Here is a 24,505-nt window from a genome sequence, read left to right as displayed (position 1 = left end):
CCTGACCATGCCGCACACCGAGCGCGGCATGGTGATCGGTCTGTTCGGCGGGTCCTTCAATCCGCCCCATGACGGCCATGCGCTGGTGGCGGAAATTGCCATGCGGCGACTCGGGCTCGATCAACTCTGGTGGATGGTGACGCCTGGCAATCCGTTGAAGAACCGAACAGAACTCGCCCCGCTTGCCGAACGTATCGCCGCCTGCGAGAGTCTCGTCACCGACCCACGCATCAAGATCACCGCCTTTGAGCAGACACTCGGTGTCAGCTATACGGCCAATACGCTGGCAAAGGTAAAGGCGCGCAACCCACATGCCCATTTCATCTGGGTCATGGGGGCGGATAATCTCAGAACCTTTCATCACTGGCAAAAATGGCGGCTGATCGCCGAGACCTTTCCGATTGCCGTCATTGATCGCCCAGGTGCAACGCTTGCCTATCTTTCCTCCACCATGGCGCAGGCCTTCAGCCATGCCCGCATTGATGAGGACGATGCCGGTGTCTTGTGGAAGAAGCAGGCACCTGCCTGGGTCTTCATCCATGGACCGCGCTCGACGCTGAGCTCGACGGCTTTGCGCAACGGCAACAGCCCGCACCATAAATGAAGTGTGAGCGCTGGCGTCACTTCCCACATCTTGAAAAGTGAATCCAATGGTGCCACTTTTATGATGCGTCGTCGAGAATCGCGGCGCGCAGTATCTGTTTTGTCATTTCGGAAAGGAAAACCTCTGACAACAGTACACGCTAAGGGAAGAGCTTACAGCGCTATCCCAAAGGGCCAGGAGAGTGGCGTCGATGCCGCCCGTCGTGCCCTGGAAACCGTCCTTGCGAGTGTCGAGGACTCCAAAGCAGAAGATATCGTTTCCCTGAACATTGCCGGAAAGTCGGCGCTGGCAGACTACATGGTGGTCGTGTCCGGGCGGTCGAACAGGCATGTGACGGCGATCTGCGAACATCTCATCACCGATATGAAGGATGAGGGTTTCGGCGGCGCGCGTGTCGAAGGCCTTGAGGCCGGCGACTGGGTGCTGATCGACGCAGGCGATGTCATCATCCACGTGTTCCGTCCTGAAGTGCGGGCGTTCTATAACATCGAAAAGATGTGGGCGACCCCGGACATCGAGGAAGAAACACTGCATTGATCGCGGGTTGAAGCATGCCGCGCCAACGTGTGCAGCGGTTTTGCGATAACGCCATGCGATGAAGCAAGGGAATAAAGCGTAAGCGCGAATCTGAGAGATCGCGACACGCTTTAGGCCGAAGACTTTTTCGGTCGCATGGAAGTCCGCAGCCAATCCTGCTACAAGCGCAGCCCAACAGGGTTGCGAACAGGCTGACATGTGAATGCGGATTTCAATTTTTGCGGTGGGACGGCTGAAATCCGGCCCTGAGAAAGAACTTGCGTCTCGCTATCTGGATCGCTTCGCCAAGGCCGGCCCGGCGATTGGGCTGGAATTTGCCAAAATGATCGAGGTGCAGGAAAGCCGTGCCTCCAACCCCGAGACGCGCAAACGCGAAGAAGCGGCGATGCTGGAAAAGCATCTCGCCGACGGCGCTGCACTGATCCTTCTGGACGAGCGCGGCAAGGCGCTGGACAGTCCCGCTTTCGCCGAGCTTTTCGCCACCATGCGTGACAACGGCAAGCGTGATGTGGTGATTGCGATCGGCGGCGCGGACGGGCTCGACCCTTCGCTGAGCGAGAAGGCAACCGCCACACTCTGCCTCGGCAAGCTGACCTGGCCGCACCAGATCGTCCGCTTCCTGATTTCCGAACAGCTTTACCGCGCCGTCACCATCCTGTCCGGCCACCCCTACCACCGGGTCTGAACCCGACACGCTTTCGTCGCAAATGCAGGTCTATCTCGCACCTTCATCAAGACCTATTGGCGCAAAGCGGCGAAGCAGCGTATGGTCGCCAATCTTATCGAGCAGGTAAAAGACAACATCATGGGTCCAGCACGCGACACATTCCGGCTTGTGTCCCCAGCGGGTCGGCTTGCGCTGAAGGTAAGCGTCGCGCTTTCCATCGGACTGGCGTGTTTGACCATGTCGCGCGCCTCAGCTCAGGATGCCGCACCGACCGCGACCACTGCCACTGCCACTCCACCGGCAGAATCACCGAGCGAATTGCAGGAACTGGAAACACGCCGTGACCAGAACCGCCAGGATCTGCAGGAACTGGTGGACAGCATTGGACTGTCGGAAGACAAGGCGAGGCAGCTTGAAGAGAGCATTGCAGCGCTGAACCAGGACACGGCCCGGATCAAGGAAGAACTGATCGCCTCGGCACAGCGCCGCAAGGATCTGGAAGCCAAGATCAGCGATGGCGAAGATCGTCTGGCGAAACTGAGCGTGCGCGAGGACGATGTGAAAGCCTCGCTTCGCGAGCGCCGCGGTGTCCTGGCGGAAGTGTTGGCAGCGCTGCAGCGCATGGGCCGCAATCCGCCACCTGCCCTTCTCGTCTCTCCCGAAGATGCGCTCGCCTCCGTTAGAAGTGCGATCCTGCTCGGCGCCGTCGTTCCCGGTATTCGCGCCGAGACCGACAAGCTTGTCTCCGCTCTCAAAGAATTGACTGACCTGCGGCAGGCGATTGCTGCAGAGCGCGAGCAGTTGACCGGCATGATGACGGCCAGCCTGGAAGAGGAAAAGCGGCTCGATCTGCTGCGTGCCGAAAACGACAAGAAGAGCAGCCAGACGACCGCCGATCTTGAGGCAGAACGCAAGCGATCAGAAGAACTTGCAAGCAAGGCGACCAGCCTGGAGGGCCTTGTCTCATCGCTCGAAAACGAAATTTCCTCGGTACGCGACGCCAAGGAAAAGGCACGTCTGGAAGAGGAGCGGATCGCCCGTCTTCCGCCTGCCGAGCGGGACAAATTGGAGGCGCAAACCGAGGCCGGGGTGCCCGATAAAAACCGCATTGCGCCAGCATATCCGTTTTCGAGCTTGAAGGGTAAGCTGGCAATGCCGGTTTCCGGAGAGGTGCTGAGACGCTTCGGCGATGCCGACGGAACAGGCCATTTCTCCAAAGGAATCGTCGTGGCGACCGGCCCGGAAGCACTGGTAACAGCGCCAGCCGATGGCTTTGTGGTTTTTGCTGGAGAATTTCGCAGCTACGGCCGCATGATCATCCTCAACGCTGGCGACGGTTATCATTTGGTACTGACGGGCATGGACAATGTGAGAACGCGGCAGGGCATGTTCGTTTTCTCCGGTGAACCGATTGCCTCCATGGGCGTAAAAAGAGTGGCGAGTGCGGCGGCTTTGGCGCTGGAAACTGACAAGCCAACGCTTTACATTGAATTCAGAAAAGACGGAGTGCCGGTTGATTCTCAACCCTGGTGGTCCGCAAAAAATACCGGAAGGGCGCGTAATGATTCGTAAGGCTTCGCTTCTTCTCATCGGTGGGCTCATGGGCGCCACAGCGATGAGCGTTATCTATTCTGCCAGCCTGCCGGCGCAGGCAGCAGGCCCTTCCACCTATAAGGAGCTCTCGATTTTCGGCGATGTCTTCGAGCGGGTGCGTGCGCAATATGTAACGCCACCGGATGACAAGAAGCTGGTTGAAAACGCCATCAACGGTATGCTGAGCTCGCTCGATCCGCATTCGAGCTTCATGAATGCCGAAGATGCCAACGACATGCGCACCCAGACCAAGGGCGAGTTCGGCGGCCTCGGCATCGAAGTGACCATGGAAAACGAGCTGGTCAAGGTCATCTCGCCGATGGACGATACGCCCGCTGCCAAGGCTGGCATTCTTGCAGGCGACTTCATTTCCGAAATCGACGGCCAGCCGGTGCGCGGCCTGAAGCTGGAAGACGCGGTCGAGAAGATGCGCGGCGCCGTCAAGACGCCGATCAAGCTCACCATCATCCGCCAGGGCGCCGACAAGCCGCTCGACATCACCGTCATGCGTGACATCATCGCGGTCCGCGCCGTCAAGTCGCGTGTCGAAGGTGGCGATGTCGGCTATCTGCGCGTCATCTCCTTTACCGAGAAGACCTATGACGATCTCGAAAAGGCGATCAAGAAGATCAAGCAGGACGTTCCGGCCGACAAGCTCAAGGGCTATGTGCTCGATCTGCGCTTGAACCCGGGCGGTCTGCTCGACCAGGCGATCAACGTGTCAGACGCCTTCCTCGAGCGCGGCGAAGTGGTCTCCACCCGTGGCCGTAATCCGGATGAAACCCGGAGATTCAACGCCACAGCTGGCGATCTGACCGACGGCAAGCCCGTCATCGTTCTGATCAACGGTGGCTCCGCCTCGGCGTCCGAGATTGTCGCAGGCGCCTTGCAGGATCTGCGTCGTGCGACGGTTGTCGGCACGCGTTCCTTCGGCAAGGGCTCAGTTCAGACGATCATTCCGCTTGGCGAAACCGGCGCTCTGCGCCTGACAACGGCGCTCTATTACACGCCGTCCGGCAAATCCATCCAGGGCACCGGCATTACGCCGGATATCAAGGTGGAACAGCCTCTTCCGCCGGAGCTTCAGGGTCGTGTTCGCGCCGAAGGCGAATCCAGCCTGCGCGGTCACATCCAGGGCCAGAGCGAAACCGAAGAAGGTTCGGGCTCTGCGGCTTACGTTCCGCCGGAAGCCAAGGACGATATCCAGCTGAACTATGCGCTTGACCTGCTGCATGGCACCAAGACCGACGCGTCCTTCCCCCCAAACCCGGAAAAGGCAGTCGTCAACAAGCAGTAAGATATCAAAGGCACCGGTCCAAGGCCGGTGCCTTTTCCTGTCCGGTCAGACGTCAATCACGCATCAGCCACGGAAACACCATTGTCATCAGACCTGCGTAAACCGCTCATGGGTCGGAAGCGTAAACAGAGCGTCGGGTTCGTCCGGCGCTTTTCTGTGTTGACGCTGCTTGCAATTCTCGCAGGCGGCAGTGTGGCCGGGCTATCCCTCTATACGGCCCTCTCTCCAGGCAATCTGGCGAAAAACTCCACCGCACCGGACGTGGCGTTGGGACCGGCGGGAGCACCGCCGGATCAGGCAGCATCGCCAAACGGGGATAGTGCCGTCGACCTCCAAAGCGGACGTTCCGGCGCCAATGTCCAGCGCAACACCATGTCGGACGGCAATGTCGTCTCCGTCTTTTCGCCGAAAGACCGCACTGACAATGCACCCGTGCTGATGACCGGCCAGACGGTTGGCCAAGATCCGCGCGTCGCGATGCGACCGAATGACGAACTGCTCGAGGACAGCCCTTTCGGCAGGCTTCCCATTATCAGCGCCGACGGGCTGAAGCCGATGGATCAATATGCAAGGCCCTGGTCCGGGGCACGCGGCACCCGCATCGCCATCGTGGTCGGCGGGCTGGGGCTTAGCCAGACGGGCACGCAGAAGGCGATCAAAGAGCTTCCGGCTGAAGTGACCCTTGGCTTTGCCGCGACTGGCAACAGCTTGCAGCGCTGGATGCAGGAGGGCCGTCGTGAGGGCCATGAGGTCCTGCTGCAGATCCCCTTCGAGCCCTTCGGCTATCCCGGCACCGATCCAGGTCCCGACACGCTTCTGGTCTCCGATCCAGCCAAGATCAATCTGGAACGGCTTCACCGCTCCATGGCCAAGATCACCAACTATACCGGCGTGATGAACTATCTCGGCGCGCGCTTCATGGCCGATGACAAGGCACTTGAGCCGGTGCTGCGCGATGTCGGCCAGCGTGGCCTGCTGTTTCTGGATGACGGATCGTCCGCGCAATCACGCACCGGCATCATCGCCAAGGCCGTGTCCACGCCGATAGGCTTTGCCGATCTGCAACTGGACGATCAGGTCAACGACGCCGCCATCCTGCGCAAGCTGGACGATCTGGAGCGGATTGCGCGGCGCAACGGTTCCGCCATCGGTGTTGCCTCTGCCTTCGATGAGAGCGTTGCCGCCATCTCCAAATGGTCGGTCGAAGCGGCAGCGCGCGGCATCGAGATCGTCGGCGTTTCCGCGCTTGTCTCGCAACACGGCAAACAGTAAGTCTGCTCCACCAACAATCAACATCCAGGTTCAAGAATGTCGATCAAAGCAGACGATCTGCCCTACCGCCCCTGCGCCGGTATCATGGTTCTGAACGATAAGGGCCTCGTCTGGGCCGGGCGCCGTATCTCTCAAGGCAATTCGGAGTTCGATGGCTCACCACAGCTCTGGCAAATGCCGCAAGGTGGTATTGATGACGGCGAGGCGCCGCTCGCTGCCGCCATTCGCGAGCTTTATGAAGAAACGGGCATGAAGACGGTCACGCTGCTGGCCGAAGCACGCGACTGGATCCATTACGATCTGCCGCCGCAGCTGATCGGCATCGGACTACGCGGCAAATATCGCGGTCAGGCGCAGAAATGGTTTGCCTTCCGCTTCGATGGCGATGAGAGCGAAATCCAGATCAATCCGCCGCCCGGCAGCAACGAGGCGGAGTTCGACGCCTGGGACTGGAAGCCGATGGAAAGCCTCCCCGAGCTGATCGTACCCTTCAAACGATCGGTCTACGAACAGGTGGTCGAGCAATTCCGCCATCTGGTCCCATAAGAGCAATGAAACCGTAAGAACAAAAAAGGCGGCATCTCTGCCGCCTTTTTCAATTCATTGCCAAAAGTATCACTCGGATTCCGCAGAATCGGCCGAGTCGGCATTGAGTTGACCGTACTTGGCTTCGCCGATCTTGTTGAGAAGATCGAGCTGCGTTTCGAGGAAGTCGATATGGCCTTCTTCGTCGATGAGAAGCTGTTCGAACAGCTTCATCGAAACGTAATCGCCAGCATCGTGACAGATGTCGCGCGACTTCTTGTAGGCCGTGCGGGCGTCGTATTCGCCGGCGAGATCGGCTTCCAGCACTTCCTTGACGTTCTGGCCGATGCGCAAAGGTGCAACGGTCTGGAGGTTCGGATGGCCTTCGAGGAAAATGATGCGATCGATGATCTTGTCAGCGTGCTGCATCTCTTCGATCGATTCGGCGCGCTCTTTCTTGGCGAGCTTTGTGTAGCCCCAGTCGTTCAACAGCCGGTAGTGAAGCCAGTACTGGTTCACTGCACCGAGTTCGAGGAACAGTGCCTCGTTAAGCTGCTCGATGACTCTTTTGTCGCCTTTCAATGTCCGCTCTCCTGTGGTCTTCATGTAATTGTTTTAGGCGGGACATAAAATCAAAAACTTCGGCCTCAGTCGAGTGCCGACGTGCATGATATTCTTCCGTCGTTTTGATGATCAGGTCGACGACAGTCGGGAAACAGCCACAGCAACGGCCACGCTTCTGCATGGCGTGATAGACTTTCGCTGGGACGATGAGCTGCCAACAGTCTTCATCAAGAAGCTCGTTGATGACATCGCGAATGTCGTTGTCGGTGATGTAATTGCAGCTACAAACCAGCATGATCCATTGCCTGCGTGACGCAACACGTTGTTTTTTCTGTTAAACCAAAACAGGACATTCGATGTCAAGAAAAACAACCGCCTGCTTTTGACATGTGATATGTTTAGATAGCTTCTAAACTGGACGAAAAGCTTCGTATTTTCATTGATTTAGCAGAATCTTTAACAGAGCATCGCGGATGAGCGTCTTTAGACAGAGCGCGTCACCACGCCGTCGATCACGGATTCGTAATGGTAAAGGCGATGCGATCAGGCGAAATATTGCCCGCCATTGGCCGTCAGCGTCGAGCCGGTAATGAAGCCTGCCTCATCCGACGCCAGAAACAATGCGCATCGGGCAATCTCTTCCGGCTCACCCAATCGACCAACTGGAATATGCGGCAGGATGCGCTCATTTAAAACGGTTTCGGGGATGGCGCGGACCATCTCCGTGCCGATATAGCCGGGGCATATGGCGTTGACGGTGATGTTGCGCGAGGCACCCTCCTGCGCCAGCGCCTTCGTCAGGCCGATATCGCCGGCCTTGGACGCAGAATAATTAGCCTGACCCGCCTGGCCCTTCTGGCCGTTGATCGACGAGATGGTGATGATGCGACCGAAGCCCCGCTCACGCATGCCGGGCCAGACCGGATGCGTCATATTGAAGACGCCGTTGAGATTGGTATCGACCACATCACGCCACTGCTGCGGCGTCATCTTGTGGAACATGGCATCACGGGTAATGCCGGCATTGTTGACGAGGATGTCGATCGGTCCGAGCGTTCGTTCCACCTCGGCGACACCGGCCACGCAGGCATCGTAATCCCGTACATCCCATTGATAGGCGGGTATCCCAGTTGTCTGCCGAAAAGCCTCGGCGCGGTCCTCTGTGAAGACGTAGTTGACCGCGACCTTATAACCGGCTGCATGAAACGCTTTTGCGATCGCAGCGCCGATGCCGCTTGTCCCACCTGTTACCAATGCCACCCGGCTCATCTTCAAGGCCCTCAGTTTCAAAGCTTAGCCCTTTAGAGGGGCCAACGTGGCATTTCAATGATTTGGGCCGATCACACCCCTTCGAGGCACATGGCAATGCCCATGCCGCCGCCGATGCAAAGCGTCACCAGACCCTTGCGGGCCTGTCGCCGTCTCATCTCGAAAACCAGCGTGTTCAGCACACGTGCACCGGATGCGCCGATCGGGTGGCCGATCGCAATCGCACCGCCATTGACGTTGACGATGTCCGGATCGAGACCGAGATCGCGAACCACGGCGCAGGATTGAGCGGCAAAGGCCTCATTGGCCTCGACCAGATCGAGATCGCCGACCGACCAGCCGGCCTTTGCCAGCGCCTTGCGCGAGGCAGGGATCGGACCGGTTCCCATGATCTGTGGATCGACACCGGCCGTCGCCCAGGAGGCGATGCGCGCCAGAGGCTGGATATTGCGCCTGGCGGCCTCTTCTTCCGTCATCAGCAACACGGCGGCGGCACCGTCGTTGAGGCCGGAGGCGTTGCCGGCCGTGACGCTGCCCTCCTTGTCGAAGGCGGGGCGAAGCTTGGTCAGCGCCTCCAGCGAGGCGCCTGCCCGGATATATTCGTCGGCGGCGATCGTCACATCGCCCTTGCGGCCCTTGATGACGAAGGGCGCGATCTCATCCTCAAAGCGCCCGGCCGCCTGTGCCGCTTCGGCGCGATTTTGCGAACGCACCGCATATTCGTCCTGCTCTTCACGGGACAACTGCCACTGGCGGGCGATATTCTCTGCGGTGATGCCCATGTGATAGCCATGGAAGGCATCGATCAAGCCGTCCTTCAACATGGTATCGACCATCTTGAAATCCCCCATCTTTACACCGCCGCGCAAATGCGCCGCGTGGGGAGCCATCGACATGGATTCCTGCCCGCCGGCCACGATGATGGATGCATCGCCAAGCGCGATCTGCTGCGCGCCGAGTGCAACAGCGCGCAGGCCGGAACCGCAAAGCTGGTTGATGCCGAAGGCGGTTGCTTCCTGCGGAACGCCGGCCTTCATTGCGGCCTGACGCGCCGGGTTCTGCCCCTCGCCAGCAGTCAGCACTTGTCCCAGGATCGCCTCATCGACATCGGCGGCAGCAACGCCTGCCCGTTCCAGAACCGCAGTGATGACGGATGCGCCAAGTTCGTGCGCCGGCGTATTGGCAAAGCTACCGTTGAACGAACCGACCGGCGTGCGTGCACCGCTCGCGATCACGATGGAGGATGAAGGCATGGATGTTTCTCCCGAATTTTGGCGCGAGACTGTCAAAGCTTGGGGCGCAAGTCAATTTGGCCAAAAGGATTTGAAAGAGCCCTGCACCGCAGCACCCGCATGCTGCAAGATTGCTGCGCAAGAAAGTGACTGCTGCATCGCACAAACCATTTGTCAGACGCCTTTGTTTCAGCATACTCTTTTGAATGGGAAGAGCAAAAACACCAAGAAAACAAGAAAGACCGGCATCGCGAGGAGGCGAGGATGGGAAGACATGGCGGCGAGACCATTATCAAGAAATACGCCAACAGGCGGCTTTATAACACCGGGACCAGCACCTATGTGACGCTGGAAGACCTGGCGAAGATGGTCAAGCGCGGCGAAGAATTCAAGGTTCAGGACGCCAAGACATCGGAAGATATCACCCATGCCGTTCTGACGCAGATCATCGTCGAGCAGGAAGCCAAGACCGGCAATACGCTTCTGCCGACCGCCTTCCTTCGACAGTTGATCTCCTATTATGGCGATCAAATGCAGATGGTCGTGCCGACCTTTCTCGAGCACTCGATGAAGACCTTCTCCGAGCAGCAGAGCCATATGCAGGAACATATGAGCAAGTCCTTCGGCGACCCGTCGCTGACCAAGAACTTCTCGGCTCCCTTCCAGCTGATGGAAGAGCAGATCAAGCGCAACACCGAACTCTTCAAGCAGACGATGCAGATGTTCACGCCCTTTGCCGCACCCGCATCGACGCCGAAGGAGCAGCGCAAGCCCGACGCCTCGGAGATCGACGAGCTGAAGGCGCAGCTGCGCAACCTTCAGACAAAGCTCGATCAGCTATAGGGTCTTCGGGACTCGGAGCAGCAGGACCAATCCGGCTCCCAGAAAGAGGATCAGTGTCGCCATACCGATATGGGCGGAGCCGGTCGCATAGGTCGCGATGGAGAACATCAGCGTTGCCATGAAGCTGGTGGCGCGACCGGAGAGGGCATAGATGCCGAAATAGCGGCCCGCTTCGGCAATCGTGACGTTGCGCGCCAGATAGGAGCGTGACGAGGCCTGCACCGGGCCGAAGGCAAGACCGATCAGCACGCCGTAGACGATATAGGCCTTTTCCGCCCCGCTGCTGAAGAGACCGTGGGTTTCCTCGGTCGAGAATTGCAGCAACCCGAAGAGCGTCGATGTCTTTTCCGTCGAGATGATGCCGAGCGTCGCGAGAAGCAAAAACACGAGACTGATGATGATCATCGTGCGCGAGCCGAGCCGCTGATCGAGCCGGCCGGCAGCAAAGCAGCCGCCAATGGCAACGATGTTGAGAATGATGCCGTAAATGCCGATCTCCATCGTCGCCCAGCCGAACATGCCGGCGGCGAAGGCTCCGCCCAGGATGAGCAGCCCGTTGACGCCATCCTGATAGAGCATGCGCGCGATCAGGAAACGCGTGATGAGCGGGCGGTGGCGCAACTCCCTGAGCGTCGATTTCAACTCCGACAGGCCCGAGCGCACGGCCCGCGCAAGCGGCAGCCCCTTCTTCACATCCGGCGTGAAGAAGAACATCGGCAGGATAAAGATGAAGTACCAGATCGCGGCGATCGGTCCGGTGACGCGGGCGTCCTCTCCCGTTGCCGGATCCAGACCGAAAAGCGGTGGCAGACCGATGATGGTAAGGCCCGTCTGTGGGCTGGCCGCCATGAACAGCACGATGAAGATCAGCACGATCATGCCGCCAAGATAGCCCAGCCCCCAGGCGGTGTTGGAAATCCGCCCGACATTTTCAGGTGTCGTCAGACGCGGCATCATGGAATCGTTGAAGACGATGGAGAACTCGGCCGCAATCGAGGCGAAGATCATGAAGAGGGCCGGCCATAGCACCGGTGATCCGGGCGCGGCAAACCATAACATCGCAAGACAGGCGATCTTGATGACGGCAAAAAACGCGATCCAGGGTTTTCGCGACCCGGACTGATCGGCAATCGATCCAAGGATCGGCGAGAAGATCGCGATGACAACGGACGAGATGGTCGCGACATTGCTCCAGAGCGTTTGCGCCGAGACCGGATCATCCGTCAGCCGGGCGACGAAGTAAGGCCCGAAGATGAAGGTGGTGACGACGGTGAAGAAGGGTTGCGCTGCCCAATCGAACAGCATCCAACCCCAGATGCCCTTGGCGTCCGTTTTTGGCGCATCGGCCGTGGGCTCGACCGATTCTGTCGCACGGAAAGAAGAACTCAATGGATTGCCTTTCCGCATGCAGGCGACCCGGCTTTTACAGCCGGGTCATTTCGCTGTTGAACCTTAGACGCTTCTGGTCTGGACTATATCCGAAAGCAGACCGGCGGCAACGGTGAGGCGCGCCAGATTTGTCTCGCCACTATCGCTGAGTGCGGCAAGTTCGGAGACGATGCGATTGACGCGCACACGATCGGCTGCATACCAGGCCTGCACCGGGTTCTTCTCTTTCGCGTAATCCGTCAGCGCCGAAACCACGATGCGGCGGCGGGACGAGGCGATCTGGTCCTGGCTGCGCAGCAGAGCGAGGCTCTCATAATGATCAGCCGGGCTGACCCGCTGGCTGGCATCGAGAAGCCGTGCGACGCGGAAGGTGGTGGAGACGGCCGCGTAGCTTTCCGCCGCACGCGCCAATGTCGTGCCGGCCTGATCGGCAATCAGCATGATTTCCGGCACGTAGACGAGCAGGCGCAACGTCTCCAGTTCCTTGATCAGCGCGTGAGAAACGCCGTCGGTCTCGGGAAGACCGATCTCCTCCTGATACTTCGCCGCTGCCGGAGAAAGCGTCTTGATTGCGCTTTTCAAGCGCTCGATCTCATCCTGCATGGCGCCGGTGATGGTACCGGCCGTCTGAAGATAGAGCCGCGTCGCATCGCCGAAGATCTGCATGACCCTGGCATAGAGATCGTTCTGCACCTCGCCCGAAATCTGCCCGTCGAGCGCATCGATCTCGCTCCAAAGCCGCTTCAGGCCGAAACCATCCTCGACGATCATCGCTGCCTTGACGACGGCTGGAGCAAGCAGGCCGCTTGCATCCACCAGCTTCTGCACGAAGCCCGGACCGCCACGATTGACGACCTGGTTGGCCAGCGCCGTGGCGACGATTTCGCGGTGCAGGCGGTGGCTTGCAATATCCCCCGCATAGGTCTTCTGCATCTTGCTCGGGAAGTAATCCGTCAGCAGATGCTGCAGATAAGGCTCATCCGGCAGGGTGCTGGCCACCAGCGTGTCGAACAGCGTCAGCTTCGCATAGGACAACAGGACGCCAATTTCAGGCCGGGTCAGCGCCTTGCCGGCGGCATAGCGTTCGTTGAACTCCGCATCGTTCGGCAGGGTCTCTACCTTGCGGTTCAACTGGCCGGAGGATTCCAGTGCTGCCATCAGGCGGCCCAACTCTTCGCGGTTGCCGGTCCCCTTGCGCTCGACAAGCGAGATGGCCAAAGACTGGAGGTAGTTGTTGCGCAGCACCAGTTGCGCCACTTCCCACGTCATCGAGGCGAGCAACTGATTGCGCTTCGGCAATGTCAGACGGCCGTCATTCACAGCGGATGCCAGCGCAATCTTGATATTGACCTCGACGTCTGAGGAATTGACGCCGGCGGAATTGTCGATGGCATCCGAGTTGCAGCGCCCACCGGACAGCGCATAGGCAATACGGCCCTTCTGGGTGATGCCGAGATTGGCCCCCTCGCCGATAACCTTGGCGCGCACTTCCGTTGCATTGATCCGGATCGGATCGTTGGCACGGTCCCCCACCTCGGCATTGGTTTCCACCGCAGCCTTCACATAGGTGCCGATCCCGCCGAACCACAGGAGATCGGCGGGGGCTTTGAGGATCGCCGTCATGATCTCGAAGGGCGTTGCCACCGTCTTGTCGATGCCGATTGCGGCAACAGCTTCCGCCGTCAGGGTCACGGATTTCTCCGCACGCGAAATGATCATCGCGCCCTTGGAGAGGGTCGAGCGGTCGTAATCCTGCCAGCTGGAACGCGGCAGTTCAAAGAGCCGCTTTCTCTCCGCGAAAGAAAGGGTGGTGTCCGGCGTCGGATCGATGAAGATATCGCGGTGATCGAAGGCTGCGATCAGTTCGATCTTTTCCGAGAGCAGCATGCCATTGCCGAAGACGTCGCCGGACATATCGCCCACACCGACGACCTTGAATGGCGTCGTCTGTATATCGGTATCCATTTCCCGGAAGTGGCGCTTGACGGTTTCCCAGGCGCCTCGGGCGGTAATGCCCATTTTCTTGTGGTCGTAACCGGCAGAGCCACCAGAGGCAAAAGCATCGTCGAGCCAGAAGCCCGCCTCACGCGCAAGTCCGTTGGCGGTATCGGAGAAGGTTGCCGTTCCCTTATCGGCCGCGACGACGAAATAGGGATCGTCGCCATCGAGACGCATGGTATCCGCGGGCGCAATAAGATCATCGCCAACGATATTGTCGGTGATGGAGAGCAGCGTGCGGATATAGGTCTTGTAAGCCTCCTTGCCGGCATTGAAGATCTCATCGCGGTTGCCACCGACGGGCAGCATCTTCGGATAGAAGCCACCCTTGGCACCGACCGGTACGATGACGGCGTTCTTCACCTGCTGAGCTTTGACGAGGCCGAGCACTTCGGTGCGATAATCCTGGCCGCGATCCGACCAGCGAAGCCCGCCGCGCGCCACCTTTCCGAAGCGCAGATGGACGCCTTCCACTTCCGTTCCGTAGACGAATATTTCGCGGAAGGGACGCGGATCGGGAAGGCCATCAAGAAGCTTGGGATCGAACTTGAAGGCCAGCATCGCCTTTGGCGAACCGTCCTCGTTGCGCTGGAAATAGTTGGTGCGCAGCGTGGAATCGACGGCGTTGACGTAACGGCGAAGTGTACGGTCCTCATCGAGATTGGGTACGCCGGAAAGATCGGCCTCGATCGCCTTGTGCAGATCGGAGAGCTTGCGCAGGCGCGGTTTTTCGCCAAGCTTCGGATCGAAGCCATGGGCGAAAAGATCGAAAATTCTGCGTGCAATGACCGGATATTTGAACAGTGTTTCGGAAATATGCTCTTGCGAGTAGACGATGCCCGTCTGGCGCAGATAGCGCGCATAGGCGCGAAGCACGGAAACCTCGCGCACCGTCAGTCCGGCGGCAACGATCAGGCGGTTGAAATTGTCATTGTCGACGGTGCCATTGAAGGCGGAGAGAAACGCCTCTTCAAGCCTTGGCCCAATGATGGCGAGATCGAGCGTGACGCCTGGTTGGACCCGAAGCTCCATGTCGTGAAGGACAATGAGATCGGTGTTTTCACCGGAGACAACACCGATGTCGAACGTCCGTTCGCTGATGACGCTGAAGCCGAGATTTTCCAGAAGCGGCACGCGGCGCGACAGCGGCAGATGGCCGTCGCGGTGGAAGATCTTCAACGAGAGAATATTCTCCGCCTGCTCAGCTGTCCGGTAAAACTCGATGCGGACCGGCTCGCCCTTGGCGGTCGCGACGATATCGGGCATGTCGCCGATCGCCTCTTCCGGCGTAAAGGCCTCCTGATAAGCCTGGTCGACATCGAGAAGCGGAGCGCCGGGCTCTGAAAGCGCGGTGAAATGATCGATCCAGCGCGCAGCGATATCGCTGACGGCATCTTCCAGCCGGTCCTGCGCGATGCGCGGCGTCTTGCCGTTGCTGCGCCCGACGATGAAGTGGACGCGGGCAAGAGCGCCTTCCGGGAAGGCGGGGTAATAGGCCGAGATGTGGCCGTCATAGACGCGGGCGAGATAGTCGCCGATCTTCTCGCGCACATAGGAATTATACTCCTCGCGCGGCACATAGATGATGACGGAGACGAAGCGGTCGAAACGATCGATACGGGCAAGCACCCTCACCCGCGGGCGGTCGGCAAGCTCCATGATCTGTTCGGTGTAGCGGACCAGAAGATCGGTTTCGATCTGGAAGAGATCGTCGCGCGGATAGGCTTCGAGCGTATTGTGCAGAATGCGTCCCGAGTGGCTGTTGGGGTCAAAGCCGAAATGCTCTTCGACCTCCAAGGCCTTGGCGCGCAGAAGCGGGATTTCATGGACCGAGCGGGTATAGGCCGTGGCGGTGAAGAGACCGACGATGCGCAACTCGCCGATCACGTTACCATCTGCATCGAAGCGCTTGATGCCGATATAATCCATATAGGCGCGGCGATGGACAAGCGATTTGACGTTGGCCTTGGTGACGATGAGGAAGTCCGGACCATCCAGAAACGCCAGAATTTCCGGCGTCGTCATCACCGCATCCTTGCCGAGCCGCAACACGCGCACATCCGGATCGCTCAAGATGCCCAGACCGACGCCATCGCCGCGCTCGATCTTGGCGGAGCTTCCCTTGCCGGAATAGCTGTAGTCGCGCATGCCGAGGAAGGTGAAATTGTCCTTGCGCAGCCATTCGAGAAACTCGGCGGCCTCGGTGCGGTCGGCCTTGCGGCGCGACGATCCGCGCTCTTTCAATTCGTTCAGCGCCTCATCAAGCTTGGCAAGCATCGGCTTCCAGTCGCTATAGGCGGACTGGACCTGAGCGAGAACGAAGCGAAGCCGCTCCTTCAGAGCCTCGGCTGCTTGCGGCGCGACAGGCGCGATGTGCAGCTGTATCAGGCTGATATTGTCTTGCGGCGCGTCTGTTTCCGGATCGGCCAGCCTGTAGCCGCCGGTCGCCTTGGCATCCGCCACCATGATGGGGTGAACCGCAAGGTAGAGGCTGCGATAGCTGCTGGTCACCTCGCCCATGACGGAGTCGTAGAGGAAGGGCATGTTGCGCCCGACGATCGTCAGGATGGAGACCGGCACGTTACGCGGCGCGACCCCATCAACCTGGGCGATGCCGATATAGGGGCGATCAGCTTTCCAATGGGAAAGTTCGCTCAAAGCATGTCTTGCAGCCAGCGCCAACATCTCAGGCGAATAGTGCTCCACGTCGTCCGTGCTGGCACGACTAAAAAGTGTATTGGGATCGAGGAATGGCTTGCCGGTGGCCTCTGCCAGTTTTTTGGCTTTTTCGAGCTGTTTGTCGCGTTTTGGGTTGTTCCGGTAGCCCATTTTGCCTTCTTTCTTCCAAAAATATCCGCGTTTCGGCGATAAAAGGGAGAAAAATCGTGATTTTTCCCAAATTCGAATCGGATATTGGCGCGGAATTATGAATAGTTTAAGTGGCAATCGACAAATTGGCGGGGCGCGAAGAATTTAATCGATTCGGGATGGATCAGCGCTGGTAATCAGGCGTTTACCGGGGTGATTCTGTTAACGCCTCGGTAAAGCAGGTTGTGACTCCGTCGCCACGGTGCAAGCAAATTATTGATTTCCACCTATTTTTGTGGTAGACAGGAAAAACTGATCCACAGCGCGGCACTATCGTGCCCTAAAACACCTCGAAAGCAAGTCATCAATTGCACGCGGTTTCCGTGACATATCCTACTTTTGTGTTGTCGATCCCCGGATTGCAAGATGGTTTCTTTTTGCGTGCTCGGCTGGACCAGTGCGGAGTCACCTGACGGCTTGCCCCCGTCTCATCCGGGCCTGACCGACCCGACCCCGGAAACCCCCGGGTGTATGTAACAGGGAGTTTAAAAAACGAATGACGACCCAGCAAAAGAAATCTCCAGCGCGCCACGGTTTTAAAACCGGAGAAGCGATCGTTTATCCCGCTCACGGTGTCGGTACCATTTCGGCAATCGAAGAACAGGAAGTCGCGGGCATGAAGCTCGAACTTTTCGTCATCGATTTCGAGAAAGACAAGATGCGCCTCAAGGTGCCTGTCGCCAAGGCTGTCAGCATCGGCATGCGCAAGCTGTCCGAAGGGGATTTCGTCGAGCGTGCGCTGAAGGTTGTTCAGGGCAAGGCGCGCGTCAAGCGGACCATGTGGTCGCGTCGCGCGCAGGAATATGACGCAAAGATCAATTCCGGCGATCTGATCGCCATCGCAGAAGTGGTTCGCGATCTCTATCGCGCAGAGAACCAGCCTGAGCAGTCTTACTCCGAGCGTCAGCTTTACGAAGCAGCTCTCGATCGCATGGCTCGCGAAATCGCAGCCGTGAACAAGATGTCCGAAACCGAAGCTGTTCGCCTCGTTGAAGTCAATCTCAACAAGGGCCCCAAGCGCGGCAAGGCCGTCGAAGAAGACGATGCGCCGGAAGAAGAAGCCGCATAAGGCTTTTCACCTACAGAATGTCAAAAAACCCGCCCGCCTCGTGGCGGGTTTTTTGTTTCTTTCGCAAAGATGGCCATTCTGTGTTGAGGGCCTCTCGACAAATCATTCTTCACGCAAGTGCTTATAGAACCTGGATAATCTGTCCCGGACGAAGATGGGGCAGAAGACGGCGCATGTCTCTGGGGTGCAGCGCAACGCAGCCGGCGGTCGGCTCGTAGCCCGGGCGGATCATGTGCATGAAGATGGCCGAGCCGCGATTGCGCTGCCTGGATCTGACATTCCAGTCGAGCACCAGACAGACATTATAGAGCCGGTCTTCCCGGCAGATCTCTTCGTGGCTTGGCTTGAATGGCGCTCTGACCAGCCGATTGTAGTTTGGGTCACCTGGCGCATCGCACCACAACATCGACTTCACCGCGCGGCGCAACGAGAGACGCGTCTGCACGGCGCGTATGCGTTCACCACGGATGAAGCCATACAGCAGCGGCATCTGAGCGATCGGCGTTTTGCCGTCACCTTCTCGCTTGAAAACGGAACGTCCATTGCGACCAATCGCAGCCTGAAACGTTAAATGACCAAGCTGAACGATCGCTCGACTTGGGTTCAATGGTGACGGGCGGACGAGAAGCTTGGGTGGTAACGTTCGGAATTCAATCTTTCTGGTCATCACTCTTTTTCACGAGATTTTGCTTTGAAGATGCTTCACCCGAACGTCATAGCACGCCGTTATTGCTGCACAAGGGTTGACGCGAAGCGCGCAAACCGCTGAATTGGTTTGAAAATTAAAAGAGAAAGGCGAAGGTACTCTATGACGGCCCGTACATTGCTTCTTGTTGATGACGACGACGATCTGCGCGACACCCTTGCCGAACAACTTTCCCCCTATGAAGAGTTTTCGCTTCTGACGGGGGCGAACGCCAATGCTGCTATCCAGACGGTCAAATCCACTCAGGTCGATCTCTTGATCATGGATGTGGGTCTGCCGGACATGGACGGGCGCGAAGCGGTGAAGCTGATGCGCAAGAACGGCTTCAAGTCTCCCATCATCATGCTCACCGGTCACGACACGGATTCCGACACGATCCTTGGTCTTGAGGCCGGCGCGAACGACTATGTGACGAAACCCTTTCGCTTTGCCGTGCTGCTTGCCCGCGTCCGCGCGCAACTGCGCCAATATGAGCAGAGCGAAGACGCGGTCTTTACCGTCGGTCCCTACCAGTTCAAGCCGAGCCAGAAGCTGTTGACGACAGAAGATGGAAAGAAGATCCGTCTGACGGAAAAGGAAGCGGCCATCATCCGTTACCTTTACCGCGCCGGCAGCGCCGTCGTCACCCGTGACGTGCTGCTGGAGGAGGTCTGGGGCTACAATTCCGGCGTGACCACCCACACGCTGGAAACCCACGTCTATCGTCTTCGCCAGAAAATCGAGCGCGACCCCTCCAATGCCGAAATTCTCGTGACCGAAAACGGCGGCTACAAGATCGTCCCATAAGGGCGCTGTTTGCTACGTCCTATTGGACGCGAGGCGCTTAACGGGCGATTTTCTTGATCCGCTCTTGTCTTGGAGTCCGCATTGGTCGAAAACGGGTTGAACCGCGCTACCTCAAATCTGAGCGGCGCGGCATCCGACTTGCATTTCCCAGGTGGATCAGCCCATGGCGTTGAACGACGATATCAAGCTTTTCGCGCAGGTGCCGCTGTTCCAGGGCTTCAGCGAAGACCAGCTTCGCCTGATCGCCTTCGGTGCCGAGCGGCGGCGCATTGCCGCGGGGCATATGCTGTTTCGCCAGTACTCTCCCGCCGAATGCGCCTTTGTCATATGCAATGGACGCTTCGATCTCTGGACCGAAGAGCGTGACGGCAAAAGAGAGGTCAAGGCCACCGTCGGTAGCGGCTGTCTTCTCTCGGAACTGGCGCTTTTCACGCTCTGCGAACGCAAGTTCACCGCGGTCGCGCGCGAGGATTCCGAAGTCATCCGCATCACCCGTATCCTCTTCCATCGCATGATCGAGGAATTCCCGGATGTTGCCGCGGTCGTGTCCGAGCGCATCCGTGGCAACATCGCCGCACTTGCCACAAGTGCGGCTGCGATGCAGAACCGGTTTCTGTAACCGCTTTGCTATCAAAGCGTGTCGCGATCTTTCAGATTCGCTCCCTACGCTTTAAGTCCTTGTTTTGTCGCATGTCGTTATCGCAAAACCGCTCCACACTTTTGCGCGACATGCTTAGAACTTGAAGTGGGCCGTCACCGGAACGTGATCGGACGGCCTGTTCCAACCGCGCGCTTCCTTCAGGATTTCGATCCGATCGAGCGAGGGACCGAGATCCTGCGATGACCAGATATGGTCCAGACGGCGGCCGCGATTGGCAGCTTCCCAATCCTTGGCGCGGTAGCTCCACCAGGTGTAGATCTTTTCCGTTTCCGGCACGTTGAGCCGCATCAGGTCGAGCCAGTTGCCGCGCTTCATCACCTCCAGCAGACCTTCTGTCTCGACAGGCGTATGGCTGACGATCTTCAACAGTTGCTTGTGCGACCAGACGTCGTTTTCGAGCGGCGCTATGTTGAGGTCGCCAACCAGGATCGACGATGCTCCAGGTGTCGCGTCGGCGCTCAGCACCTTCATCTCCTCGACGAAATCGAGCTTGTGGCCGAATTTCGGATTGATCGACCGGTCCGGCTCGTCGCCACCTGCCGGCACGTAGAAGTTATGAAGGCGGATGCGGCGGCTACCGACCTGAACCAGAGCGGAGATATGGCGGGCGTCCCCGACCTTGCAGTAATCCTGACGGTGATCTTCAGTCAGCGGCAGCTTCGAGGCGATGGCAACGCCGTGATAGCCCTTCTGTCCATGAATGATGATGTGCTCATAGCCGAGCGCCCGCAGGGGCTTCAGAGGAAACTCGCCATTCGGGCACTTGGTCTCCTGCAGGCAGAGAACGTCTGGCTTGTAACGCACCAGAAACTGCTCGACGATCGGCATGCGCAGCCGCACCGAGTTGATGTTCCAGGTGGTTATCGAGAAAGTCATGCCTCACGCTCCGTCTTATGCAGCTAAAGCGCCGTGCGTCCTATGGGACGCACAAAGGGCACTTTACCTTGAACTATGCATCGGCCCGAAAATCGATTCCGAGTTCCGGGCCGATGCTGTAGGAGCAGGCTTATAACAAGAGGGCAGAAAACTGGAAACGCTTTCTGCTGTCTCGCGGTCAACCGCGCTTGCGGACCTCTTCGTAGTTGATGTTGAAGACCTTGTCGTCGAGGTTCACGCCCGTCTGGACGTTGAAGATCATCACGGTCGTGTCCTTGTTCTGCGCATCCGTCGTCGTCCACTGGCGAAGATCGAAGGTTTTCGGATCGAACATCAGTGTGATTGTCGAATCGCCGAAGATGCTCTTGTCACCGAGAACGATGGTGATCAGGTCGGACTCTTCCTTGACGCTGCGAACCTTCTGATTGCTGAGGTCGATCTTGTCGGCAAGAAGCAGGCTGAGTGGTGTCTTGGACAGCGGATAGATGTCCCAGGTCTTCAGCTTCATGTTGCCGATGACGACGTTGCGGCCATCCGCGATCACACGCATGGGCGACGGGTCTTCATAGTTGAAGCGAAGCTTGCCCGGACGCGAAATATAGAACTTGCCGCCTGTCTGTTCACCGCGCGGACCGAACTGAACGAACTCGCCCATCATCGTCTTGACCGACGAGAAGTGGTTGGCGATCTTCTGCGCCGTCACGCCGTCTCCTGCCCCTTGCGCGAAAGCGGCAATGGGCGAGAGCGCTACAGATGCGGCCGCTGCCGAAAACAGCGTCATCACGCCTCGCCGCGTCATGCTGCTCTCAAGGCCGGGATGCTGAGCGGAAACGACCGAGCGGGTATTCTTCATTCTGTTCTCCTTCATCGCATCCCATGTGCCGAAAAAACACGGCGGCTTCATGACATGGAGCGACGGCTATAACGCTGAAAGCACACGCCTGGTTGCGGCTATCGAACCTGCACGCAAGCAATTGGTATCAAAGACCAACTGGCGGTCGAGCGTTAGACGATTGTGGCTTAATCATTCTCCGTCGGCACGAGAATTTCGCGCTTTCCGGCATGGTTTGCAGGGCCGATAATGCCTTCCTGTTCCATCCGTTCGATCAGCGACGCAGCGCGGTTGTAACCGATGCCGAGCCTGCGCTGAACGTAGGAGGTCGAGGCCTTGCCATCGCGCAGAACGACGGCGACGGCCTGGTCATAAGGGTCGTCGGACTCTGCCATGTTGCCGGTGCCGGCAGGGCCGCCGCCATCCTCGTCCTCATCCTCTTCGGTGACCGCTTCGAGATAATCGGGCGAACCTTGGGTCTTGAGGTAGGAGACGATCTCTTCCACTTCATTGTCCGAAACGAAGGGACCGTGGACGCGCTGGATGCGCCCGCCACCTGCCATATAGAGCATGTCGCCCATGCCGAGCAGCTGCTCTGCGCCCTGCTCGCCAAGGATGGTGCGGCTGTCGATCTTGGAGGTGACCTGAAAGGAAATGCGCGTCGGGAAGTTTGCCTTGATCGTGCCGGTGATGACGTCGACGGACGGGCGCTGGGTGGCCATGATGACATGAATGCCGGCGGCACGTGCCATCTGCGCCAGACGCTGCACCGCGCCTTCGATATCCTTGCCGGCGACCATCATCAGGTCGGCCATTTCGTCGATGATGACGACGATATAGGGCAGCGGCTTCAGATCGAATTCTTCCGTCTCATACATGGCTTCGCCGGTCTGGCGGTCAAAGCCGGTCTGCACGGTTCTCGTCAGGACTTCGCCCTTGTCGAGCGCCTGCTGAACGCGGGTGTTGAAGCCATCGATGTTACGAACACCGATCTTCGACATCTTCTTGTAGCGCTCTTCCATCTCCCGCACGGTCCATTTCAGCGCGACGACGGCCTTCTTGGGATCGGTGACGACAGGCGAGAGCAGATGCGGAATGCCGTCATAGATCGACAGTTCGAGCATCTTCGGATCGATCATGATCAGACGGCACTGTTCTGGCGTCATGCGATAGACGAGCGACAGGATCATGGTGTTGATCGCGACCGACTTACCAGAGCCGGTGGTACCGGCCACGAGAAGATGCGGCATCTTGGCAAGATCGGCGATGACGGCTTCACCACCGATTGTCTTGCCGAGTGCCATCGGGAGCTTGGCCTTGCTGCTTTCAAAATCACGAGATCCGACGAGCTCGCGCAGGAACACCGTTTCGCGCGTGCGGTTGGGAAGCTCGATACCGATGGCATTGCGGCCAGGAACGACGGCGACGCGCGCGGCAATCGCGCTCATCGAGCGGGCGATATCGTCCGCCAGACCGATAACGCGCGACGACTTGATGCCGGGCGCCGGTTCAAGTTCATAAAGCGTCACGACGGGGCCAGGACGCACATGGATGATCTCGCCCTTGACGCCGAAGTCTTCCAGCACGCCCTCAAGCCGCCGGGCATTCTGCTCCAGAACGTCCGCGTTCAGCGTGTTGTCCTTGACGACATTCTTGGGCTCGGCCAGCAGATGGATCGACGGGACCTGGAAACCATCTGGCGAAATGAACGAGGTTTGCGCTTCGCGTGCAACCCGCTCGCTCGGCTTCGGCCGCGACGGTGGTGCGGTAATACGCGTCGGGCTTCCTGGTGCCGGGCGTGGAGCAAAGGGGGCGTCGCCGGAGAGAACACCATCGGGCAAGCTGTCCTCGTCATCGAATGGCGGCTCGTCGAGATCGTCGTTGACGGAAGGTGCCTGCCTGCGTGCACGCGCTTCTGCCCGTTCCTCGAAGGAAGGCTCTGCCCTTTCCAGACGGTTGATCGCAGTCTTCAGTCGTGACGGCTCGTTCAGTGTGCCAAATTCGTAATCGTTGAAGTCGTAGGGCTGCTCGAACTCATTGGCGAGCGACTTGGGCTTCAAACCGAAGATACGCCGAAGCCGGGCCTGGGTCGTGTACCAGTAATGGGTCAGCGCGCCGAAAGCGAGGAAGTTGGCAAGGAATCCCTCGCCGTCATCCTCATCATCCTCTTCGATCTCCTGAACCTTGCGGGCCTTGCTGTTGACGGCAGCCTGTGGCGCGAAGGGCTCCTCCGCATCCTGGTCGAATGCGCCGAGAAGACCTGAAGCGACCAGCATCAGCCAGGCCGCAGGCACAGCCAGGATTGCGCCCAGAACGGTCGCAGCAGTCCCGGTCGGATAGGCGCCGAGGAAGAGCGCGGGAAAGCGCAGGATCATGTCGCCGATCACGCCGCCAATGCCGTTGGGCAGCGGCCAAGTCTGCGGTGCCGGGAAACATCCAAGCGAGGCAGAGGCAATGAAGGCGCCACCAATCCAGGCCATCAGGCGGGTCGGCATGCGGGTTAGTTTGCGGCCGGAAATCAAGACGAAGGCCCAGGACAGGATGGGCAACATGGCAATCAGCGACGACAGCCCGAGAAACTGCATCATGATATCGGCGAAGATCGCGCCGCTATGCCCGAGCAGATTGGTAGGCTCGTTGGAGGTCGCGTAGGAGAGACTTGGATCGGCCACGTTCCAGGTCGCCAGTGCGGTCACGCCCAGCGCCAACGCTGCCAGAACGGCAAAACCACACAGCGCCATGATCTGTCGCACGACGAATGCCGTCAGCACGAAGCGATTGTCGCGGCCCTCGAATGTCGGAGAATTCACTCTGCCCATATGTTGAACCTGTCGTCCTTAGTTTTTCCGGAGCTTCGTGACCGAAGCAGGGATGACAGGGCAAAATAGCGACATGGTGGTTAATGTGGCATTAACCA

General features: G+C 58.7%; 21 protein-coding genes. 11 read left to right on the top strand and 10 right to left on the bottom strand.

Going from position 1 to position 24,505, the window contains the following annotated elements; translation table 11 throughout:
• Positions 1–7 precede the first annotated feature (7 nt).
• The 7 genes from EYC79_RS14955 (at position 8) to EYC79_RS14925 (ending at position 6,516) form a co-directional block, all read left to right on the top strand.
• Positions 8–604, top strand: a complete 597-nt coding sequence (locus tag EYC79_RS14955) for a nicotinate-nucleotide adenylyltransferase (protein ID WP_130978613.1) — start codon at positions 8–10, stop codon at positions 602–604.
• A gap of 63 nt (positions 605–667) precedes the next feature.
• Positions 668–1,141 (top strand): ribosome silencing factor, encoded by a 474-nt coding sequence (gene rsfS / locus EYC79_RS14950; RefSeq protein ID WP_062444487.1) that lies wholly within the window; start codon positions 668–670, stop codon positions 1,139–1,141.
• A 202-nt stretch (positions 1,142–1,343) separates the two neighbouring features.
• Positions 1,344–1,826 (top strand): 23S rRNA (pseudouridine(1915)-N(3))-methyltransferase RlmH, encoded by a 483-nt coding sequence (gene rlmH, locus EYC79_RS14945; protein WP_112359182.1) that lies wholly within the window; start codon positions 1,344–1,346, stop codon positions 1,824–1,826.
• A 219-nt stretch (positions 1,827–2,045) separates the two neighbouring features.
• A complete protein-coding gene (locus EYC79_RS14940; RefSeq protein ID WP_130978612.1) occupies positions 2,046–3,380 on the top strand; it encodes a murein hydrolase activator EnvC family protein in 1,335 nt (444 codons plus the stop codon).
• The gene (locus tag EYC79_RS14935; RefSeq protein WP_062424753.1) at positions 3,370–4,698 is read left to right on the top strand and encodes a S41 family peptidase; all 1,329 of its coding nucleotides are present in this window, start codon (positions 3,370–3,372) and stop codon (positions 4,696–4,698) included. Before EYC79_RS14940 ends, EYC79_RS14935 begins: the two co-directional genes overlap by 11 nt.
• A gap of 81 nt (positions 4,699–4,779) precedes the next feature.
• Positions 4,780–5,970 (top strand): divergent polysaccharide deacetylase family protein, encoded by a 1,191-nt coding sequence (locus EYC79_RS14930; RefSeq protein ID WP_130978481.1) that lies wholly within the window; start codon positions 4,780–4,782, stop codon positions 5,968–5,970.
• 36 nt (positions 5,971–6,006) lie between these two features.
• On the top strand, positions 6,007–6,516 hold the full coding sequence (locus EYC79_RS14925) for an RNA pyrophosphohydrolase (RefSeq protein ID WP_062597434.1): 510 nt from the start codon (positions 6,007–6,009) through the stop codon (positions 6,514–6,516).
• Positions 6,517–6,585: 69 nt separating this feature from the next.
• On the opposite strand, the gene bfr is transcribed toward EYC79_RS14925, so the two are convergent.
• The 4 genes from bfr to EYC79_RS14905 form a co-directional block, all read right to left on the bottom strand.
• Entirely contained in the window at positions 6,586–7,077 is a 492-nt protein-coding gene (bfr, locus tag EYC79_RS14920) for a bacterioferritin (protein ID WP_027673553.1), read from the bottom strand.
• Positions 7,043–7,354 (bottom strand): (2Fe-2S)-binding protein, encoded by a 312-nt coding sequence (locus EYC79_RS14915; protein ID WP_082447437.1) that lies wholly within the window; start codon positions 7,352–7,354, stop codon positions 7,043–7,045. Before EYC79_RS14915 ends, bfr begins: the two co-directional genes overlap by 35 nt.
• A 248-nt stretch (positions 7,355–7,602) precedes the next feature.
• Positions 7,603–8,328 carry an acetoacetyl-CoA reductase gene (gene phbB / locus EYC79_RS14910; protein ID WP_130978611.1) on the bottom strand — a complete coding sequence of 242 codons (726 nt, stop codon included), beginning with the start codon at positions 8,326–8,328 and terminating at the stop codon, positions 7,603–7,605.
• Positions 8,329–8,399: 71 nt separating this feature from the next.
• Complete coding sequence (locus EYC79_RS14905) at positions 8,400–9,581, bottom strand: acetyl-CoA C-acetyltransferase (RefSeq protein WP_130978480.1); 1,182 nt, start codon at positions 9,579–9,581, stop codon at positions 8,400–8,402.
• A gap of 243 nt (positions 9,582–9,824) precedes the next feature.
• Here EYC79_RS14905 and phaR point away from each other — a divergent pair, with 243 nt between their 5' ends.
• Positions 9,825–10,403 carry a polyhydroxyalkanoate synthesis repressor PhaR gene (gene phaR / locus EYC79_RS14900; protein ID WP_130978479.1) on the top strand — a complete coding sequence of 193 codons (579 nt, stop codon included), beginning with the start codon at positions 9,825–9,827 and terminating at the stop codon, positions 10,401–10,403.
• Here the strand turns inward: phaR and EYC79_RS14895 are convergent.
• Both EYC79_RS14895 and EYC79_RS14890 read right to left on the bottom strand, forming a co-directional pair.
• A complete protein-coding gene (locus tag EYC79_RS14895) occupies positions 10,398–11,708 on the bottom strand; it encodes an MFS transporter (RefSeq protein WP_245495302.1) in 1,311 nt (436 codons plus the stop codon). The genes phaR and EYC79_RS14895 overlap by 6 nt on opposite strands.
• Before the next feature lie 147 nt (positions 11,709–11,855).
• Positions 11,856–16,619, bottom strand: a complete 4,764-nt coding sequence (locus EYC79_RS14890; RefSeq protein WP_130978477.1) for an NAD-glutamate dehydrogenase — start codon at positions 16,617–16,619, stop codon at positions 11,856–11,858.
• A 535-nt stretch (positions 16,620–17,154) separates the two neighbouring features.
• On the opposite strand from EYC79_RS14890, the gene EYC79_RS14885 reads away from it, so the two are divergent.
• Positions 17,155–17,727 carry a CarD family transcriptional regulator gene (locus tag EYC79_RS14885; protein WP_027673546.1) on the top strand — a complete coding sequence of 191 codons (573 nt, stop codon included), beginning with the start codon at positions 17,155–17,157 and terminating at the stop codon, positions 17,725–17,727.
• Between the two features lie 121 nt (positions 17,728–17,848).
• Here the strand turns inward: EYC79_RS14885 and EYC79_RS14880 are convergent, their stop codons facing one another.
• Positions 17,849–18,394 (bottom strand): L,D-transpeptidase family protein, encoded by a 546-nt coding sequence (locus EYC79_RS14880; protein WP_130978476.1) that lies wholly within the window; start codon positions 18,392–18,394, stop codon positions 17,849–17,851.
• A 141-nt stretch (positions 18,395–18,535) separates the two neighbouring features.
• Here EYC79_RS14880 and EYC79_RS14875 point away from each other — a divergent pair, with 141 nt between their 5' ends.
• Both EYC79_RS14875 and EYC79_RS14870 read left to right on the top strand, forming a co-directional pair.
• Positions 18,536–19,219, top strand: a complete 684-nt coding sequence (locus EYC79_RS14875) for a response regulator transcription factor (protein ID WP_062424741.1) — start codon at positions 18,536–18,538, stop codon at positions 19,217–19,219.
• 163 nt (positions 19,220–19,382) lie between these two features.
• Positions 19,383–19,838, top strand: a complete 456-nt coding sequence (locus tag EYC79_RS14870) for a cyclic nucleotide-binding domain-containing protein (RefSeq protein ID WP_062444501.1) — start codon at positions 19,383–19,385, stop codon at positions 19,836–19,838.
• Between the two features lie 114 nt (positions 19,839–19,952).
• On the opposite strand, the gene EYC79_RS14865 is transcribed toward EYC79_RS14870, so the two are convergent.
• The 3 genes from EYC79_RS14865 to EYC79_RS14855 form a co-directional block, all read right to left on the bottom strand.
• On the bottom strand, positions 19,953–20,756 hold the full coding sequence (locus EYC79_RS14865; protein WP_062444503.1) for an exodeoxyribonuclease III: 804 nt from the start codon (positions 20,754–20,756) through the stop codon (positions 19,953–19,955).
• 178 nt (positions 20,757–20,934) lie between these two features.
• Positions 20,935–21,660, bottom strand: coding sequence for an outer membrane lipoprotein carrier protein LolA (locus EYC79_RS14860; RefSeq protein ID WP_162739587.1), 726 nt, complete (start codon positions 21,658–21,660; stop codon positions 20,935–20,937).
• A gap of 116 nt (positions 21,661–21,776) precedes the next feature.
• A complete protein-coding gene (locus tag EYC79_RS14855) occupies positions 21,777–24,407 on the bottom strand; it encodes a DNA translocase FtsK (RefSeq protein WP_130978475.1) in 2,631 nt (876 codons plus the stop codon).
• Positions 24,408–24,505: the final 98 nt, after the last annotated feature.

This window comes from Agrobacterium cavarae (assembly GCF_004310285.1).
Taxonomy (GTDB): domain Bacteria; phylum Pseudomonadota; class Alphaproteobacteria; order Rhizobiales; family Rhizobiaceae; genus Agrobacterium; species Agrobacterium cavarae.
This window is presented reverse-complemented; position numbering and strand designations above follow the sequence as displayed.